Origin of the sequence: Pantoea sp. UYEF8 (assembly GCF_040546285.1) — a bacterium.
Classification (GTDB): Bacteria; Pseudomonadota; Gammaproteobacteria; order Enterobacterales; family Enterobacteriaceae; genus Pantoea; species Pantoea brenneri.
Window position 1 is genome coordinate 1 of the sequence record NZ_JBEPNM010000021.1, and the last position, 18,141, is coordinate 18,141.

The following is an 18,141-nucleotide window of genomic DNA, read 5'->3' on the forward strand; positions in this document are numbered from 1 at the left end:
TGGCTCTGGCTCTGGCTCTGGCTCTGGCTCTGGCTCTGGCTCTGGCTCTGGCTCTGGCTCTGGCTCTGGCTCTGGCTCTGGCTCTGGCTCTGGCTTTGGCTTTGGCTTTGGCTTTGGCTTTGGCAGGGAAGTCTGCCATTTTGCTGGCGAGGTGAAATACAAGCTGGCGATTTCACGCTGAATCTCATGCGCTGAAAAAGCATTTATTCATTAAATATCAAACAGATATGTTTTATAACTTAACTGAAACGCTGGCGATTTCAGCCTGAAATTCGCCTTCAGAGCAGGTGAGGTGGGTATGGCGCATTGGCTGGCTGATGAGATAAAAAAAGCCAGCGATGAGCGCTGGCTTGATTGTCTGACCAAAGATTAACGAGAAAGATATTTTTTCAGTGTCTCAGCAATGACTTTATCCAGCTCTTCCTGCAACTCTTTCGACTGGCGATTAAACTCATAGCTAAACATCCGACCGCGAACCTTCTTACGGGCAAAACGATCTTTGTCAGCAAATGACCAAAGCGTGGTTGCCTGCGTTTTATCTTTTTCCGGTTCCTTCATTAATGTCTGGCTGCCCTGACGAATCAGACGCAGGATATGGTTTTTAAGCTCATCCTCTGCCAGACCATCGCGTGCACAAACCACATCAATTTCCATTGAGATGGAATCGATCAACGCCTCAACAGTTTGACCGGACTCACTGATTTTTTCAGCCGCCTGCAACAATGCTTTGTAGTCCGGATAGGTCAGTTCAGAATGATTGGGGAATAGCGAAATCAATTCAGCCGGTACGCTGGCGGCCTGCAAAGCTCGCGTCACTTTAGCCTGAGATAACCCCTGATTCTCCGCAATCTCTTTCTGCGACAGGCCGCCATCTTTCAGTGCTAACAGGCGCATACCCACTTCACGCAGGTTATGTTCACGCGCAGTCTGAATATCCTGCGCCAGCCGACGTGCCTCATCAGCGCTGATTTCTGCATCGCTGATCAGAACATCAAGACCGGTTTTGCAATAAATTGCCGCAGCACGACGACGTGAACCATCGAGGATTTCTATCCGGTCGTTTCGCATAATCCCGATAGCCGGGAAGAACTGTTGCAGCTTAATAGTGCGAATAATGTCACGCAGTGAATCTGGCGTCAGCCCGGCCTGGTCGCGGCCGTTCGTTTCCATCGTGACAAAGGTTTTAGTTTCAACTTCATTTGCGGCGATGCGCTCAAAGCGAAACAGTGCGCGCTTGCCGGTTGCCAGTACGAAGGTCTGGCTGTGCTGGTCACCTTTGTTGTCATTATCCAGCGGAGTCTGGCTGAAGGTTCTGCCAATCGTAATTCTTTTTGCGCTCATACAAACCTCAGTTCAGGCGAATAAATTCGATACGGTCAAAAACCGCTTTAGCGAAATCCTCAGCAGCCGAACGCGCATTTTTTAATGCTTCGCTACTGCCGACATAAGTCGAAGGATTTGCTGAGATCACGGTGTCGAATGATTCACCGCACCGTTCGAAGCCGTCAAGACGGGGAAGGGCTGCGTCCAGCATGTCTCCACCAAAGATTTCTTTGGCGAGGCTATGACACAGTTTGTGATCCGCCTTGTTTGAGAGTTTCGACATAAAGCCGATGTTGCCTTGCAGCCGACAGGTTGCTCCCGAGTCTTCGATGATGCCAATCAGCTCTGGCAAACGGGTCAGGTACTTCAGGGTTGAATGGAAATCAACCTGAGCAGGCGGTACCGGCGTCATCAGCAGGTCTGACGCGGCAATAGCGTTCTTCAGAAAAGCGTCCAGATGGGGACCGCTATCAATAAAGATGAAGTCATAATCCTTCTTCAGTTTAGCGATAACGTTGTCATACAACACTGAATGGACGTTTTGACCGGGCAGATGCTCAGCGCATAATTCATCCCAGCGTGAGGCAATAAAGGCGTCGTCGATAGATGCCGGCAGCACATCAACGCCCGGGATGATCGATGAGACAATAAATTCATTCACCAGCTCATCGCGGCTGACATTTTGCAGCATGGCCTGTGCCGCAGTTGCTTCCACCAGGCCAACTGAACGCTCGTGATTCAAAAACATGGTGGCCGATGATTGTGGATCGAGATCAATCACCAGTATGCGCAAATCTTCAAACAAAAGATGGGGATGGGCGCGCAGCGCGTGTGCCAGCGAAACGGTGGAAACAGTCTTAGAGACGCCACCTTTCAGGTTACCCACGAACAGGGTATACGCATCGGCGTGGCGGTCACGATACTTAGGCACGCCACGGTGGTGATAAATGTCGATGATGTTCTGGATCGACATCGCATACTTAACCGATGAACCAGCAGCGCGTTTATCAAACTGATAGCCACTTTCTTCCATCTCATTAACCGCGTAATCCACACTGGCACGGGTCAATTTAGGCAACTTGGCTAACGCCGCTTTGGCATAGACCTGATAATAAGTGTTTTCGTGTAACTCTTGTTTTTGCGCCTGAATTTGCTCGGTTAGGCTTAGCAGCATGCGTTCTGAACGCTGCGCCACCTTCATTACCTGCTTATCATCGTTAGCCATAGTTGCTCCAGACATGTAGGATTTATGACTTTATACAGAAATCCTGCACATGAGGCAATAATTTATCTTCTCAACGTAAAGCTCGTATTTGTGTAGTCAGGCTGGTTATGGTGGGCTTCATCACATTATCGTCGCTATGCTGATTTACTTAAAGCCTCTCCAGTGAGCTGAACGTTCACTGTAAACAGTAGATCGGCTTCAGAACATTCACTGTAATCAGTAACCGGTAGGGTCTGGCTAAGGTAATGAGGATTGAGTTTGCCGGTTAAGGAGAGAACAGGGCATAAAAGGAAGAGGGGAGCGGGACTGGCAGGGAGAGCAGGGAGAGCAGGGAGAATAATAGTCCGGAACGGGTTCAAACATTCACTGTAATCAGTAGCACCTGTCAGCATGGTAGTAGCGATATGAGCAGAAGCCCCCGGCAGTGACCGCTGAACGGTGCCTTTACTGGCTTTTCAGGGGGAACCATACGTAGCTAAGCACGGTGATGAATTGATGTCACCCAGCACTCAGCACCCAGCATCCAGCACCCAGCACCCAGCACTCAGCACTCAGCACTCAGCACTCAGCACTCAGCACTCAGCACTCAGCACTCAGCACTCAGCACTCAGCACTCAGCACTCAGCACTCAGCACCCAGCATCCAGCATCCAGCATCCAGCACTCAGCATTATGGCATTACGGCATTACGGCATTACGGCATTACGAGAAACGGTTTATGTAACGTTCACTGTAATCAGTAAAATCCACCGACAAAGCTTTGCAGCATGATGCGACCGGCAACGAAACTTGCTGAACGTTCACTGTAGTCAGTAACCGGGTGACTGTTGGCGATAATGCAGCAGGGAAATCCGGCAAACATCCACTGTAATCAGCAAATCTCAGCAGGCGTCAGGCTAACTGTTTAATCATTGAGCGCTGACTAACTGACTGACTCTATTGCTGACAGAGATGAAGGGCGAGCAAAGCGTCAAACGTTCACTATAATCAGTAGCGCAGCATGATCCTGACAACTCAGCGTTCACTATAATCAGTAAAAAATACGCGCGTTGCTCGTAACGTTCACTGTAATCAGTAAACCACCTTCGACAGAACGGCGGGCTTATTCAGAGTGCATCAGACATGCAGACTGTCACCCGGCTGCCATCCCGCGTAATGCAGGCACCCAAAAGGCATACAGCGCCGTGTGTTGGCTTGACCTGTCTGACCTTTGAAACGAGACCTGAACTGAGCTTAGCGCTTCTGGCGTTGATTCTGAGGCATCAGATGTGGCCCCTGAACGAGAGCCGTAGACCTGTCGCTAACTTAAAGCGCTAAACCCAGCGAGCAGGATCCTCAGCCTTTGCCTCGTGCCTTAAGCGCCGAATCGACCAGCACAACCGCGGTTTTCCAGCCCGTGAGCTTGCCTGCTTATCGTGAGGCGTGAGCTTTCAATCCTGAGCCCTGACACTGACATGGATGCAAAACCGTGATGTCTTAACCTACGCTTTGAGCCTGAAAATTTAGCTCGTAGCTCGTAGCTCGTAGCTCGTAGCTCGTAGCTCGTAGCTCGTAGCCAGAAGTCACAATCATTAACCCTACGCCCGCAACCCTTAGACTTTATTCCAGAGCTTCAGCATTACGCCTAAGCAGTCAACGTCAGACCGCCTGCCACTCATGGAGCAGAGCAGAGCACCAGCAGCTTTCCAGCCAGTCACAGCTACGCTCAAACAGCTGAACTAATTACCACGGATGAAGCCGATCAGCCCGTAATCCGCATTCAGAATCGCAACCAGACATTCACTGTAATCAGTAGTCCGATTAGCTCGTTCTCTTTCAGCCAGCGCAACGCCACAAACATTCACTGTAATCAGCAGACCATTCACTGTAATCAGTAGGACATCCTGGAAACGCTTTCGCTTTGCTGTCATAAGCAGCGTTTTGTTCACAGCGTAGCCAGCCGGAGAACAAACCGTGCGCAACGTTCACTGTAATCAGTAATCCATCCGGTTTCCTTGCCATCACTTACGGCGGAGGTCACAACAATCATGTTGGCAGCGATGCTCAGTCACGTCAGGGGAGACGGGCACAGGTCTTTAACGTTCACAGTAATCAGCGATTTTGCGAACCCTGTCACGTTTGTCACTGATTATCCTGAAAAACTTTGCCGGTTAGCGTAATAGCCTGCTCAAAGGCACTGAGTCAGTTAATAATCTTATAGCTCAGTGATTTAGGCCCTATCATTCACTGTAATCAGTAATGCGCTGTGGTAAAGGGTTCACTGTAATCAGCAGACCCGCGTTTACCTGCCGGGAACATTCACTGTAATCAGTAAAGCGGGTAAACGCAGCGACCGGCATGAAGAAAACAAAATGAAGCGAGCACTCACTAACCAGTAAAGAACTGTTATTTAATGATTTTCATTAACACCCCCGCAGGAGGAGATATTCGCCTGATTGAGGTTTGCTGATTACAGTGAACGTTACTGATTGCAGTGAACAGTAACAGGGATACTGATTACAGTGAACGGTAGGGGAGCAGAGGAGGGAGAGGCGCAGTGTCACGTTTCGGCTGAAAGTGACACTGCAACGCACAGTAACTGATTGCAGTGAATGTTGTGATCAGTCGTCGAATTCAATCTCATCCAGTGAGTCAATGCTCTCCAGATTACTGATGCCATCAAGTTTCGGCGTACGGCTGTGGATGATAAAAAATACCGAGCGGCCGCGTTTCACTTCTGAATAATCCAGGTAACCAATCTCTTTCAGCTGCTCCATCGCGCGGCGCACTACGTGATTCTGGGTGGTCGTTTTGGAACCGAGGTTCAGACGCATCCGCAGTCGGGCGAGTGAGATTGGGGCAGGATTGGTCGGCAGACTTTCGAGGAAGGTATAAAGCGCCTGAGCAGACTCTTTACGCTTGAGCCGTGAGATAGCCCGCAGCTGCAGTAACACCTTATGATCGAAATTATAGAGTTCGAACAGCTTAGGATCGGCCTGAATACGGACGATATCTTTCTCACGGTCGTAATACGCTGACTGCACCAGGTGCGTATGGTACGCCTTACCGTTACCTTCAAAAGAGAGGGTATTGGTGGCAATACGTCGCAGAGATGCATCCAGTCGCTTACGCAACGCGGCAGAGGAGTTAGCAGAAGGAATGCCACACATCTTCACAAAATCGATAAACGGCAGAGTCACCGTGTCGCCTTTGGTCGGATAACGCGAAAAGGACTGGATAATGCCAGCCCAGGTTTTAAAGTCGTTATCCATATCCAGTCGCGCGCCGGTGATGGTAATCTTTTCATAGCCTTCAGCTTTCACCAGCGAGAGGTTTTTCAGCTCTTTAGTCGCATCCGTAGAAGCCATGGCACCCGATTTACCGCGCGCTGTCGATTTCAGCGTCGGAACAAACAATCCCAACCGCATTAAAGCAACAGGTTGAACCGTATTATTCTTGTTGGGATGAAGCTGAATAACTTCACCACTGTTTTTGGTCACCGACAGAAAAGGTTCTAGTAACGCTTTGTTTTCACTATCTTTATCTGCCATAGCTTGAGATCTTCATTCTGTGGATGAAAGGGATCGTTTTCTGACTACAGTGAACATTAGCACTGTTTATAGTGAACATTCTACCTGGTACAGTGAATAAAGTACTGATTACAGTGAACACTTTACTGATTATAGTGAACGCGATCACCCTTTCAGCCCTTGTGGGGTGCGGCCTGCGACGATCGGGGATCTCTTAGGATCTCTATATGATCTCTTTAGGATCGTTATATAGGAACTAATCACTGTATAAGTGGATAACTGCTGTCGGCGCTGACCATTATGACCGGTTAAAAGAATGGTCAGGATGATTATGGCGATCGCTACCAGACCCACGATCGTCAGCGTCATACAGGCTGAATCAGCATCAGTTAAATTCTCAAACCCTAAAGAACTTCCTCATTATTATTCATTTTTCATCACTAATGGCTGAGCGTATGGTGGTGGCACTGTTATCTGAATGAGGAAAGTGCATCATGACTGACTATGCCATCTCACGTAACCCGACCACTGGCGAAGAAATTGCACGCTATCCAATGCTGACTGCCGATGAGCTGGAAAAGAGCCTGAGCCGCAGTGCTGACGCTTTTTCACAATGGCGACACAGCACAATGGCAACGCGAGTCGCGGTTCTGCGTCAGTTGGGCGAACAGATCCGCCTGCGTGAAGCTCAACTCTCACGCACTATCACCCTGGAAATGGGTAAACCTATCGCTCAGGCGCGGGCCGAAGTGCTTAAATGCGCCAACTTATGCGACTGGTATGCAGAGCATGGCCCGGCAATGCTGGCTGACCAGCCAACTCAGGTTGCCGATGCGTGGCAACGTTTCCGTCCGCTCGGCGTGATCCTCGCAGTAATGCCGTGGAATTTCCCACTGTGGCAGGTTCTGCGCGGCGCAGTCAGCATGCTGCTGGCAGGCAATACCTATCTGCTTAAACACGCGCCTAACGTCATGGGAAGCGCGACGCTGATGGCTGAGCTGTTCGACGCTACCGATCTGCCGGCGGGTGGCTTTAACCTGATCAACGTCGACAATGATGGCGTCTCCGCCGCGATCAAAGACGATCGTATTGCTGCCGTCGCGGTGACCGGTAGCGTGCGAGCCGGTGCTGCGATTGCCGCGCAGGCCGGTGCCGCCCTGAAGAAAACCGTATTAGAACTGGGCGGATCCGATCCGTTTATCGTGCTGGCGGATGCCGATCTGGATGAAGCCGTGAAATCAGCGGTGATTGGTCGCTTCCAGAACACCGGACAGGTCTGTATGGCGGCTAAACGCTTTATCGTTGAAGCGCCCGTGGCGGAAGCCTTCGAAAAACGTTTCACCGCTGCCGTTCAGGCGTTGACGATGGGCGATCCGCTGGATGAAAACACCTTCCTCGGACCAATGGCGCGCACCGATTTGCGGGATGAACTGCATCAGCAGGTCGAAGCCACGCTGCGTGAAGGCGCGCGTCTGGTGCTCGGCGGTGAAAAAGTGGCGGGGCAGGGTAACTACTATGCGCCGACCATTTTGTCAGACGTCACCCCCAACATGACCGCTTTCCAGCAGGAGCTGTTCGGACCGGTGGCGGCTATTGCGGTGGCGCGCGATCCACAACATGCCCTGGCGATCGCCAATGACAGTGAGTTTGGTCTGAGCGCAACGGTGTGGACTGCCAATGAAGAGATTGCCGATCGGCTGGCGTCAGAGCTGGAAGTGGGCGCCGTATTTATCAACGGTAACGGCGCCTCTGATCCACGAGTGACGATCGGTGGCGTGAAGAAAAGTGGCTACGGACGTGAACTGTCGCATTTTGGCGTGCACGAATTCTGTAACGTCCAGACCGTCTGGAAAAATCGTCGCTAGCTTTTACTGCGCTGCCGGCAGATAGGCAGGCGCAGCAACGTTCCGCCCGTCACTGAGCGGACGCACTAACCGATCCGGCGCAAAGTCAGCCAGCATCGCGGGACGTGCGCCGCTCATCATCTCCTCAGCCACCAGCTTGCCGAGTAACGGTGCCAGCGTCATACCGCTGTGGCTTACCATCAGATAGATCCCCGCCAGTCCGCTCACATAACCAATCGCCGGTAATCCATCAGCCGGGCGTGAGCGTTGTCCGACCTCAATCCGTTCGATCCGCGCATTGTCACTGTTGGCAAACAGTCGCCGCAGGCGACGCAGCAGTTCATTACCGATCATCCCATCCACTGCAACCGGACGTGCCGGATCGGCATGTTGATCCAGATCCAGCGCCTGCAACATCAGGCGACCCCCACCATCGGGCCGCACGTTCAGTTCCGGGGTGATGATGTTGCAATTGAGCTGAACCGGCAGGGGCTGCGTATGCGCCAGAAAGCTGCAGGCGGCGGGATCGGCACGGTTAGCATCGGTCATCGCCAGTTCAAGACCACACTGCGCCAGCAATTCAGCTGACCAGCGGCCGGTCGCCAGCACCAGCTGATCGCCGTGCCAGCAGTTGCCACTGGCCAGCGTCACTGAGACGCCCTGGTCGGCGGTGGAGAGTGTCGTCACCTGATCGTGACAGATCAGCTCGCCGCCCAGCAGGCGCAGATCGGCCAGCATCCGGGCGATAAACAGGCTCGGATAGATCAGGCATTCAGAGGGGAAATACCATCCCTGCTGTACCCGGGGATCGAGACGCAGTTCCGGCAGGGCAGCCTGCAGTCTGGCGCGATCGTAGGGTTCTGAAGGGTAATCGAGCGCCTTGAGCTTTGCCACCCGTTGTTCAAGCTGACGCCGGGTTGCCGGATCTGCTGCCCACTCCAGCGTGCCGGTTTCCAGCAGCCACGGCGCTGGCGTGGGGTGTTCAGCCTGCCAGCGCTTGTGCTCGTCAATGGCCGCTGCGTTGAGCCGGTGATAGCTGGCCGGATCTTTGCCGTTGGCATTCACCCAGCCATAGCTGATCTGACTGGTGCCGCTGCCGGGATAGCGTTGGTCAAACAGCGTCACCTGCGCGCCCTGACTGGCCAGCGATCGGGCGACCGCTAAGCCCAGCACGCCCGCACCGATGACGGCAATACGGTGTGATCCAGTGTGTTGTCGCACAGTCTTTTGAGGCATAGTCACTCTTCTCCGTAATGGATCGACGCAGCGAAAACCGCCGAGGGTTTGAATCAGGTGGCCTGTTCAGTTCAGGCTGATAGTCAGGATTAACTTAACCGGGAGTCGACAATGCAACAACTCTCAATTGTGCCGCGCCTGTTGCCCGCCGTCCGACGCGGTGAGAAAACCCATACCCTGCGCTGGCAGGAAGGGGATATCCATCCTGGCCCGCTTCGCTACTGTAATCAGCAAAATCCAGCCGACACGCTGGTGGTGTGGGTGACAAGCGTTGAGACGCTGCCGCTAAGTGCGGCAGCGGAGAGATTAGGAAAGCAGGCAGAGTGGCCGGATGCGGTGCTGCTGGCCGGGATGCGCGAACACTATCCGGCAATTGAGCTGACCTCACAGGTGCAGCTGGTGCATCACCTCACACCAGAGGCAACGCGTAAACGCATGGCTGAGGGCTGAACAACGCCTACATATGCTCCATTACCAGCAGCGCCAGGGTATCGGCTTCCAGCGCACGGAAAATATGCGGCTCATCGCCGGGATAGGTAATGTAATCGCCCACTTCCAGTTCGACCGGCGAATCAACCGGACCGACCAGCGCCCGACCTTTAGCGACGATGATGTGCTCAATGGTGTTAGGGGAGTGCGGCTGCGAACAGCGATCGCTACCGGGCTGAACCTGCAACAGATAGATATCGCGGCGTGCGCCCGGCGGACAGGTCGCCAGCAATACCGCCTGATAGTCGGCCAGATCGGCGGTCACCGTCGGTCCTTCCCCCCGGCGAATCACCTGCATACGGCGCGCTTCCGGCTCCATCAGCCGTGAAAACGGAATATTCAGGGTCACGCAAAGCGACCACAGCGTCTCGATGCCGGGATTACCGTTGCCCGCTTCCAGCTGCGACAGGGTGGATTTGGCGATACCCGCGCGACGTGCCACTTCTGCCAGCGATAAGCCGGCCCGCTGGCGTTCACGGACTAATGCGTTGGCAATGATGCTGATAGGGGTATTCAAAGGGACTCCTGCAGTGTGATCGTTCTCTATAACGAACGTAATGTTCGTCTTGTAAAACAGTCTGACGATGTTCATTATAATGGGTAATTCGTTCATTATGAGATCAGGTTATGCAGTTTCCGCAAACAAAGTTGCTGGACAAAGGAGTGGTAAAAGCCATTTTTCTGGTCTGTCTGGCTGATGGCATTGTTGGTTTATCGTATGGATCACTGGCAACCGCCGATGGGTTTCCGCTGTGGGTGCCGCTGGCCCTCTCCACCCTGGTGCTGGCCGGGGCCTCGGAGTTTTTGTTTATTGGCGTGGTGGCCGGCGGCGGCAGTCCGTTCACGGCGGCGGCGGCGGGTCTGCTGGTCAATGCCCGCCATCTGCCGTTTGGCATCGCGGTAAAAGATCTGGTGGGACGGGGTCCGGCGGGCTGGCTGGGTTGTCACATCATGAACGATGAAAGCGTGGTGTTTGGGATATCCCAGCCGAAACTGGCGCAGCGGCGCAGCGCCTTCTGGCTGTGTGGCATCGGCATTGGCCTGATTTGGCCAATCAGCGTTATGACCGGCGCGGCTATTGGCCAGTTCATTCCCGATACCTCGGTCATCGGACTGGATGCGGTGTTTCCTGCCATCCTGATTGCGCTGATTTTTCCGGCGCTGCGTCAGCGTCGAACCCGGGTTCCCGCCGTGCTCGGCGCTGCTCTGTCGCTGCTGGCGACGCCGCTGGTGCCGGCTGGCATGCCGGTGCTGTTTTCGCTGCTGGGCCTGCTGGCATGGAGATCACGCAAATGAGCCACCAGACGATGGTCATCGCCGGTATCGCCCTGCTGGCCGCCGGTACCTGGCTGATGCGCTTTGCCGGTGTCAGGCTGGGAAATCGCTTACCGCTTAGCGAACGCAGTCAGCAAATGCTGTCGGACGCCGCCACGGTATTGCTGTTAGCTGTGGCTGCCACCACCACCTTGTTTGAAGGTCAGCACTTTTCCGGTATGGCGCGGGTTATCGGCGTCGGTTTTGCGCTGCTGCTGGCGTGGCGTCGTGCGCCACTGATTATCATTATTCTCGGCGCGGCGCTGATGACGGCGTTATTACGCTACTTCGGGGTGCCTTGATCGACGATAACCCCAGCAACAGCGGGATTTTATTGGAGCAGATATTTGTTAGGATGCCGGTCAGTTAATTTTTGTTAATGAGTAAACAGGCGCTGCTGAATGAATTTTGCCCGTAAAACCTTCCGTTATTGCTTCCCGTTGCTGCTCACGCTGGCCGCTGTTTTTTTGATCATGCCCGCCGAAGCCCGACCTGATCTGCGCCCGTTAGGTGAAAATATCGCCGACAAAGGCTCGGCGTGGTACCGCTTCGAGAGCAGAACTTTTGACTCGCAGGACGGTCAGCGACACTACCGGGTCTGGCTGGGTATTCCGAAAACGACGGCTCCGCCCGCGGGATATCCGGTGCTGTATATGCTGGACGGGAATGCGGCGATGGATCATCTGACGGAGAGCCAGCTTAAACAGCTGCGCAGCGGCAATTCGCCGGTGCTGGTGGCGGTCGGCTATGACACCCGGCTGCCGTTTGATGTGGCGGCGCGCAGCTATGATTACACCCCACCCAACGATGCACCGAACCCGGAGGTGATTCAGCCGCACGGGCTCAAGGGTGGCGGCAGCCAGCAGTTTCGTCAGTTGCTGCTGACGCATATCGTTCCGTGGGTCGAAACTCAGGCCGCCAGCGATCCGCATCAGCGTGGCCTGTGGGGCCACTCATACGGCGGCCTGTTCGTGCTGGATACCTTTTACCACGCCGCCTGGTTCAGTCATTATTTTGCTGCGGCTCCATCGCTGGGCTGGAACCAGCAACGCATTATCGGACTGGCGCGACGAGCCGATCCGCGTTCGCTACAGCCGCTGTCACTCTATCTGATGGAGAGCGACGGCGTCACCGAACGGCGGGCGGGTCACTCCGATGATCTGCAACGGGAAGAAGCGGAACTGACCAGTATCCTGCGTCCGTCGGGCGTCACGCTGCATCTGACGCATTATGCCGGGCAAAGCCACGGCCAGATCCTGCCCTCGTCGCTACGCGATACCTTAACCCTTTTCTCCGGCGCAAAAGATTGATCAGCGCGGGCTAATCATCGCATGATGTGGTCTGGTGATCCGCCGGGAGTCTTACCATGAGCCGTCCGCTACAGATTGGTCTGTTGCTGTTTCCTGATGTTACCCAGCTGGACTTAACCGGTCCGTGGGAAGTGTTTGCCCGCACGCCGCAGTTCGTCTGTCATCTGGTGTGGAAGGACCTGCAGCCGGTTCGTTCCGATCGCGGCTTGTCGATTCTGCCTGGTATGACGTTCGACGCCTGCCCGCAACTGGATGTGATCTTCGTGCCCGGCGGTCCGGGACAAATCGCGCTGATGTCCGACCGTGAGACGCTGGACTTTTTGCGTCAGCAGGCGCGACAGGCGCAATGTGTGACCTCGGTTTGCACCGGCTCGCTGGTGCTGGGCGCGGCGGGATTGTTACAGGGATATCGCGCCACCTCGCATTGGGGATCGATTGACCAGCTGGCGTTACTGGGCGCTGAGCCGGTCAGCCAGCGGGTGGTACGTGACCGCAACCGGATTACCGGCGCAGGGGTGACGTCCGGCATCGACTTTGCCCTGACGCTGGTGGCCGAACTCTGTGGTGACGCCGTCGCCAGGGCGATTCAGTTGCAGATGGAATACGATCCGGAACCTCCGTTCAACAGCGGCTCGCCCCGAACCGCGCCAGCCGGCGAGGTGGAACAGGCGCGAAGTCAGATGGCGTCTTTCATTGCCACCCGACGTCTGGCCACGGAGCAGGCGGCGGCCCGGCTACAGGCTGATCAGCTTACGGACGCCGGGAATACGCAGCATCAGCAGTGAAATAGCCATCGAAAACAGCAGCGTCAGGGCGATAACCAGCAGCTTGTCGCCCAGCGTCTGAATTCGGATCGCCGCGGCCAGCAGATTAAAAATCAGATAGTGCAGGATATAGACGCCGGTCATGGTCTTGCCCAGCGTGGTCAGGAAAGCAGTAATCCACGGTTTATTCGCCGGCAGCCTGATGGCATTAATGCTGATCACAATCAGCACCACCAGCAGGTAAACCTGTGAGCCGGTGAGTACCATTTCATTGCTGGTGGCAAAAAAGCGGGCGATGAAGTAATAACGCTCATACAGCCAGGTAAACAGCCAGACCGCGGGCAGCAATAGCAGGCTGCTTTTGATCATCCGTGGCGACATCAGCAGGCGGATCACCTGCGGTGCAGCCATCAGCCGCCCCGACAGGTAATAGAGCACCCAGGTCCAGATACGGTACTGCGGCAACAGTGAAAACGCCCGCTGGCTGGGATAGAGGCTGGCCAGCAGGTCATATCCAAAGGCAAAAATCAGCAGCAGCAGTATCCCCAGCGCCATCCGTCCAGGCGTACGGAACAGCCGATCGAACAGGGGATGCGAAACGTAAATCACAATCAGCGTAATCACAAACCACGGCTGGATTAAATAGCCCTTCTTGTGCAGGCCGGCAAACCAGAAAAAGCCAAACCAGAACAAAAAAATCAGCAAAATACGGCGAATTTTACTCAGCTGCCACGCCGGAGTAGGCTGCTTGCCCGCATCCATATAGCCATTGAGTAAAAAGTAGAGCGGCGTAGCGATGGTCGAAACAAAGCTCAGCACATTCAGCGCCAGGCCCGAGTCGTAGTGGTAACTGTCGTAGCTCTGATAAAAGGTAAAAAAGGAGACGGCAGTGATGCAGGCCAGCGTCTTGAGCATCGCCAGCCCGCTTTTATTCACTTTTCATCTCCCGTCCATGCAGGCAGCGGTAAATCACCGGTAATACCAGCAGGGTTAACACGGTGGCGAAGCCCAACCCGAAAATGATCACTACCGCCATGCTCTGGAAGAAGACGTCACGCAGCAGCGGCAACAGTCCCAGCACGGTGGTAAAGGCGGTCAGCAGGATAGGGCGCAGACGTGAGGTTGCGGCATCAATAATTGCCTGTTGCAGCGGTTTTTCCTGCTGCAGCAGCCGAATCTCCTCAACCAGCACGATACCGTTGCGGATCAGCATGCCTGACAGGCTGAGCAGGCCAATCAGCGCCATAAAGCCAAACGGAATACCGGTGAGCAGGAAGCCGCAGGTGACGCCGATCAGCGCCAGCGGCACCGTTGCCCAGATCGCCAGCGCGTCACGCAGCGAATTGAACATCAGGATAGTAATCACGAACATCGCCAGGAATCCCACCGGCAGTGAACTCAGCAAACCGCGCTGCGCGTCGCGTGAACTCTCCAGTTCGCCGCCCCATTCAAGCCGGTAGCCAGCCGGCAAGTCCAGCCGATCGATCTGCGGCTTAACCCGGCCGACAATCTGCGCGGACGTTAAGCCCGCTGCGGGATCCGGATCGGTCTGCACCGTCATCACCCGCATCCGATCACGCCGCATGATCAGCGGATTTTCCCACTCCAGCCGGAAGTCAGCGACCACATTGCTGAGCGGAACGACGCGCTGTAAAGCGGCGCTCCACAGCTGAATATTGGCGATATGATCGATATCCTGACGCTCTTCATCCGCCGGGTAGAGCTTCACCGGCATCAGTCGCGAGCCGTCACGGAAAATGCCCACCGCATCGCCGCTGAAATTCATTCTCAGGGCCTGATCGATATCGCGTTTATCAATGCCCAGCTCCTGGCCGCGTAGCGCAGAATAGAGCGGCCGGATCACTTTGCTCCGCTCCTGCCAGTCATTGCGCACCGGGAAGGTGGTGCCGTCCGCGAGGAAGATGGCGTCCAGCTGGCTGGCAATGTGGCGCAGTTTTTCCGGATCGGGACCGATGACGCGCAGGGCGATTGCACTGTCGCTGGCGCTGCCAAACTGAATGCGTTTAATCCGCTCATTCACCTGCGGGTAGTGCTGCTGAATAAAGTGTTCAGTTTGCAGCGCTAACGCATCCAGCTGACGGGCATCTTTGACCCGCACCATGATCTGGGCAAAGTTGCTGTACTGGCGGGCGCCATCATAGGTCAGCGTAAAGCGCAGCGCGCCCTGACCGACCGTGGTGACCGTCGCCTCTACCGCCGGGTCCTGATTGATAAAACGCGCAATCGAGGCCGCCGTCTCTGCGGTGTAGTGGATATCGGTACCGTAGGGCAGCCACAGGTCGGTAAAGAAGATCGGCGTGCTGGAAGAGGGAAAGAAATTCTGCTTAACCAGACCAAAGCCGTACAGCGACACGGCTAACAGCGCCACCATCACGGTCAGGGTAGTCAGACGAAAACGCAGCAAGCTGCTGAGCATCTGGCGGTAAAGGCGGAAAACCACGCCCTGGTAAGGCGCGGCTTGCTGTACCGGCTGGCGGGCCGGCTGACGCTTCTCGCTCCAGCGGATAAACACCGGGGTTAAGGTCAGCGCGGTGACCCAGCTCAGCATCAGCGAAATCAGCAATACCTGGAACAGTGATTTGCAATATTCGCCGGTGGAGTCCTGGGACAGGCCGATCGGGGCAAAGGCGATGATGGCGATCACGGTCGCACCCAGCAGCGGCAGCGCGCTACGGCGTATCATCCGGTTCATTGCCTGTTGTAAGGGCTGGCCGCGCTGGTGGTCAATTTTGACTCCTTCAACCACCACGATAGCGTTATCGACCAGCATACTCAGCGAGATAATTAACGCTCCCAGCGATATCCGCTGCAGCTCCAGGCTGAATAAATTCATGATCAGCAGAGTGCCCAGCACGTTGAGCGCCAGCGAGGCGGCAATCACCAGCCCGCTGCGTAAGCCCATAAACAGCAGCAGCGTACCGACCACAATGGCCAGCGCCATCAGGAAGTTAAGGATAAAGCCATCAACCGACTGTTTGACCTCGTGCGCCTGGTTATAAAACACCTTCAGGCTGATGCCCGCCGGCGTATCCTGCTGATAGCGCGCCAGCTTGCTGGAGAGCGCATCGCCGACGTCAATCACGTTGACGCCTGGCGCAAAAGAGACGCCAATCGCCAGCACGGCCTCGCCATCAGCAAAATAGAGATTCGCCGGATTATCCGTAACACCGTGCGTCAGGGTGGCGATGTCGCGCAGATGCACATTTTGCGGACTGCCGGCCGGCAGAATCGGCAGGCTGGCCAGGTCGTCCAGCGTCTGCAACTCGCCGGTTGAATGGAACCGGATGGATTCACTGTCGACCCGCACGCTACCGGCATTGGCTACGCTGTTGTTGCGGCTGAGCAGTTCGGCTACCCGCTGTGGCGTCAGGCCGTAGGCGGTCATTTTAGCGGTGGAGAGGACGATCCGTATCTCTTCCTGCTCGACGCCCGCCACCGCGACTTTAGCCACGCCGGGCACCAGCACCAGATCGCGCCGCAGCTGATCGGCATAGTTGCGCAGTTCGCTGTTGGTGAAGTCCTTGCCATGGATGACAAAAAAGTAGCCATAGACATCGCCGAAATCGTCGTTGACCAGCGGTGCCTGAACGCCTGGCGGAAACTGGCGGGTCGCATCATCAACGCGTCGCCGTAGTTCGTCCCAGATCTGCGGCAGCTGATCGGCAAGGTAGCTGGTATGAATGTTGACGGTGATCTGCGACAGGCCATTGGCCGAGATGGAACTGACGTTATCCAGCGACGGCAGGCGCTGTAAGGCATTCTCCAGCGGCAGGGTGACCTCTTCCTCCACCTGCTGCGCTGAGGCACCGGGATAATGCGTCACAATCACCGCTGATTTGATGGTAAATAGCGGATCTTCCAGCCGTCCGATATTGAGCAGGGCGTAAATGCCGCCCATGCCAAGCAACAGAATAATCATCCAGTAGCGGATCGGCTTATCAAGGAAATGCTGCTGAATACGCATTATAACCCCCGCTCGCGCTGCCAGATCCGCACCGCTTCGCCTTCACGCAGCTCACCCACGCCGGCGGCGACAATCCGGTCACCCGGTTTCAGTCCGCTGACGATCTCAACGCCTTGCGCACTCAGCCTGCCGACTTCAACCTGGCGGTCTTTGACCCGCAGAACATCGCCCTGTTGCTCCACCAGCCAGACGTGCGGCTGATTAGTCGGGCTGTGATCGGGATTAAATACCGCGGCGGCAGGCACCACCAGACGCGGCAGCGCCGGGGCATTGGGCAGATTATGCAACTGGACCCGCACCGAGCCGCTCAGGCCCGCCACGCCGGGTAAATCCGCCGGACGCGGCATGGTCAGCACCACCTGATAGGTCAGGGTGGCGGCATCGGTCTGGCTGGTGTGCTCCTTATACTGAGCCTTAAATACCCGGCCCGGCAGCGCATTGAACTGCACCTCGGGCTGATAGTCGATGTTCTGGATATCGAGACTGGTAAACAGGGTTTCGGGCAGCGTAAAAATCACATCGAGTAAATCTGCGCGGGTCAGCAGAGCCACCGGCTGTCCGGCAGCGACGACCTGATGATTACGCACCTGAACCTGAGCGATCATCCCATCAAACGGGGCGCGCAGCGTCAGGAACTGCAGCTCCTCCCTGGCGAGTTTTAACGCCGTCGCCGCCGCATCGCGATTGGCTTTTTGCACATCCATCTCCGACTTAGAGACGGCGCTGCGCTGTGCCAGGGTGCTGAAGCGTTGATATTGCCGTTCGGCGAGTTGCAGGCTGGTCTGACGGTCACGCACCCGTAATTGTGCTTCAGCGTCGTTGAGCGTGGCGAGGGTCTGACCCGCTTTAACCGCTGTTCCATCGCGAATATTCAGGGTAATCAGCTGACCTGCGCGCTTAAACGCCAGATCGGTATTGTCACCGGCCTGAATACGTGCAGGAAAAATACGGATATTTTGCGCAAGATCAGATTCAATAGTGAATGTTTTAATTACGCGCGGCGGTGGCGCATCCGGCTCTTTTTTCTCGTCGCAGGCTGTCATAAAAAAACAACAGAGCAAAACAGGGATAACTTTGTGTTTGATCATTTTCCTCGCCTTAACTTCAGCTATTTTAGCCGCGGTTTAATAAGCGTTAAGGAAT

The 18,141-nt window shown here is 55.3% G+C and carries 14 protein-coding genes; 6 read left to right on the forward strand and 8 right to left on the reverse strand.

Annotated features, from left to right (window positions below; translation table 11 throughout):
* Positions 1 to 369 precede the first annotated feature (369 nt).
* The 3 genes from ABIB18_RS22350 to ABIB18_RS22360 form a co-directional block, all read right to left on the reverse strand.
* Positions 370 to 1,341 carry a ParB family protein gene (locus ABIB18_RS22350; protein ID WP_031377765.1) on the reverse strand — a complete coding sequence of 324 codons (972 nt, stop codon included), beginning with the start codon at positions 1,339 to 1,341 and terminating at the stop codon, positions 370 to 372.
* 7 nt (positions 1,342 to 1,348) lie between these two features.
* A complete protein-coding gene (locus tag ABIB18_RS22355; RefSeq protein WP_046289285.1) occupies positions 1,349 to 2,548 on the reverse strand; it encodes an AAA family ATPase in 1,200 nt (399 codons plus the stop codon).
* A 2,599-nt stretch (positions 2,549 to 5,147) separates the two neighbouring features.
* A complete protein-coding gene (locus ABIB18_RS22360) occupies positions 5,148 to 6,077 on the reverse strand; it encodes a RepB family plasmid replication initiator protein (protein WP_031376864.1) in 930 nt (309 codons plus the stop codon).
* Between the two features lie 473 nt (positions 6,078 to 6,550).
* Here ABIB18_RS22360 and ABIB18_RS22365 point away from each other — a divergent pair, with 473 nt between their 5' ends.
* A complete protein-coding gene (locus ABIB18_RS22365) occupies positions 6,551 to 7,921 on the forward strand; it encodes an aldehyde dehydrogenase family protein (protein WP_069729583.1) in 1,371 nt (456 codons plus the stop codon).
* A 3-nt stretch (positions 7,922 to 7,924) separates the two neighbouring features.
* Here ABIB18_RS22365 and ABIB18_RS22370 read toward each other — a convergent pair whose 3' ends face one another.
* Positions 7,925 to 9,136: an NAD(P)/FAD-dependent oxidoreductase gene (locus ABIB18_RS22370; RefSeq protein ID WP_046289287.1), complete on the reverse strand. Its 1,212-nt coding sequence runs from the start codon at positions 9,134 to 9,136 to the stop codon at positions 7,925 to 7,927.
* Between the two features lie 111 nt (positions 9,137 to 9,247).
* On the opposite strand from ABIB18_RS22370, the gene ABIB18_RS22375 reads away from it, so the two are divergent.
* Positions 9,248 to 9,586 (forward strand): ASCH domain-containing protein, encoded by a 339-nt coding sequence (locus ABIB18_RS22375; protein ID WP_069729585.1) that lies wholly within the window; start codon positions 9,248 to 9,250, stop codon positions 9,584 to 9,586.
* A 7-nt stretch (positions 9,587 to 9,593) separates the two neighbouring features.
* Here ABIB18_RS22375 and ABIB18_RS22380 read toward each other — a convergent pair whose 3' ends face one another.
* Complete coding sequence (locus ABIB18_RS22380; protein WP_069729586.1) at positions 9,594 to 10,142, reverse strand: helix-turn-helix domain-containing protein; 549 nt, start codon at positions 10,140 to 10,142, stop codon at positions 9,594 to 9,596.
* 110 nt (positions 10,143 to 10,252) lie between these two features.
* Between ABIB18_RS22380 and ABIB18_RS22385 the strand changes: the two genes are divergently transcribed.
* The 4 genes from ABIB18_RS22385 to ABIB18_RS22400 all read left to right on the forward strand — a co-directional run bounded on the left by ABIB18_RS22385 (position 10,253) and on the right by ABIB18_RS22400 (position 13,034).
* Positions 10,253 to 10,921: an AzlC family ABC transporter permease gene (locus ABIB18_RS22385; protein WP_031376867.1), complete on the forward strand. Its 669-nt coding sequence runs from the start codon at positions 10,253 to 10,255 to the stop codon at positions 10,919 to 10,921.
* Positions 10,918 to 11,241 carry an AzlD domain-containing protein gene (locus ABIB18_RS22390; RefSeq protein WP_031376868.1) on the forward strand — a complete coding sequence of 108 codons (324 nt, stop codon included), beginning with the start codon at positions 10,918 to 10,920 and terminating at the stop codon, positions 11,239 to 11,241. The genes ABIB18_RS22385 and ABIB18_RS22390 overlap by 4 nt, the downstream gene beginning before the upstream one ends.
* Before the next feature lie 99 nt (positions 11,242 to 11,340).
* Positions 11,341 to 12,249 carry an alpha/beta hydrolase gene (locus tag ABIB18_RS22395; RefSeq protein ID WP_069729587.1) on the forward strand — a complete coding sequence of 303 codons (909 nt, stop codon included), beginning with the start codon at positions 11,341 to 11,343 and terminating at the stop codon, positions 12,247 to 12,249.
* Positions 12,250 to 12,305: 56 nt separating this feature from the next.
* Positions 12,306 to 13,034 carry a DJ-1/PfpI family protein gene (locus ABIB18_RS22400; RefSeq protein WP_094106395.1) on the forward strand — a complete coding sequence of 243 codons (729 nt, stop codon included), beginning with the start codon at positions 12,306 to 12,308 and terminating at the stop codon, positions 13,032 to 13,034.
* Here ABIB18_RS22400 and ABIB18_RS22405 read toward each other — a convergent pair.
* The 3 genes from ABIB18_RS22405 to ABIB18_RS22415 are packed head-to-tail and all read right to left on the reverse strand — an operon-like array spanning position 12,984 to position 18,086.
* Positions 12,984 to 13,949, reverse strand: a complete 966-nt coding sequence (locus tag ABIB18_RS22405) for an acyltransferase family protein (RefSeq protein WP_354475776.1) — start codon at positions 13,947 to 13,949, stop codon at positions 12,984 to 12,986. The genes ABIB18_RS22400 and ABIB18_RS22405 overlap by 51 nt on opposite strands.
* The gene (locus ABIB18_RS22410; protein ID WP_354475778.1) at positions 13,942 to 16,998 is read right to left on the reverse strand and encodes an efflux RND transporter permease subunit; all 3,057 of its coding nucleotides are present in this window, start codon (positions 16,996 to 16,998) and stop codon (positions 13,942 to 13,944) included. Before ABIB18_RS22410 ends, ABIB18_RS22405 begins: the two co-directional genes overlap by 8 nt.
* On the reverse strand, positions 16,998 to 18,086 hold the full coding sequence (locus ABIB18_RS22415) for an efflux RND transporter periplasmic adaptor subunit (RefSeq protein WP_354475780.1): 1,089 nt from the start codon (positions 18,084 to 18,086) through the stop codon (positions 16,998 to 17,000). The genes ABIB18_RS22410 and ABIB18_RS22415 overlap by 1 nt, the downstream gene beginning before the upstream one ends.
* Positions 18,087 to 18,141 lie beyond the last annotated feature (55 nt).

Bases quoted from the DNA above. Each gene is read 5' to 3' on its own strand.
- ABIB18_RS22350 (WP_031377765.1), bottom strand. From the start codon at position 1,341: ATGAGCGCAAAAAGAATTACGATTGGCAGAACCTTCAGCCAGACTCCG.
- ABIB18_RS22355 (WP_046289285.1), bottom strand. From the start codon at position 2,548: ATGGCTAACGATGATAAGCAGGTAATGAAGGTGGCGCAGCGTTCAGAA.
- ABIB18_RS22360 (WP_031376864.1), bottom strand. From the start codon at position 6,077: ATGGCAGATAAAGATAGTGAAAACAAAGCGTTACTAGAACCTTTTCTG.
- ABIB18_RS22365 (WP_069729583.1), top strand. From the start codon at position 6,551: ATGACTGACTATGCCATCTCACGTAACCCGACCACTGGCGAAGAAATT.
- ABIB18_RS22370 (WP_046289287.1), bottom strand. From the start codon at position 9,136: ATGCCTCAAAAGACTGTGCGACAACACACTGGATCACACCGTATTGCC.
- ABIB18_RS22375 (WP_069729585.1), top strand. From the start codon at position 9,248: ATGCAACAACTCTCAATTGTGCCGCGCCTGTTGCCCGCCGTCCGACGC.
- ABIB18_RS22385 (WP_031376867.1), top strand. From the start codon at position 10,253: ATGCAGTTTCCGCAAACAAAGTTGCTGGACAAAGGAGTGGTAAAAGCC.
- ABIB18_RS22390 (WP_031376868.1), top strand. From the start codon at position 10,918: ATGAGCCACCAGACGATGGTCATCGCCGGTATCGCCCTGCTGGCCGCC.
- ABIB18_RS22395 (WP_069729587.1), top strand. From the start codon at position 11,341: ATGAATTTTGCCCGTAAAACCTTCCGTTATTGCTTCCCGTTGCTGCTC.
- ABIB18_RS22400 (WP_094106395.1), top strand. From the start codon at position 12,306: ATGAGCCGTCCGCTACAGATTGGTCTGTTGCTGTTTCCTGATGTTACC.
- ABIB18_RS22410 (WP_354475778.1), bottom strand. From the start codon at position 16,998: ATGCGTATTCAGCAGCATTTCCTTGATAAGCCGATCCGCTACTGGATG.
- ABIB18_RS22415 (WP_354475780.1), bottom strand. From the start codon at position 18,086: ATGATCAAACACAAAGTTATCCCTGTTTTGCTCTGTTGTTTTTTTATG.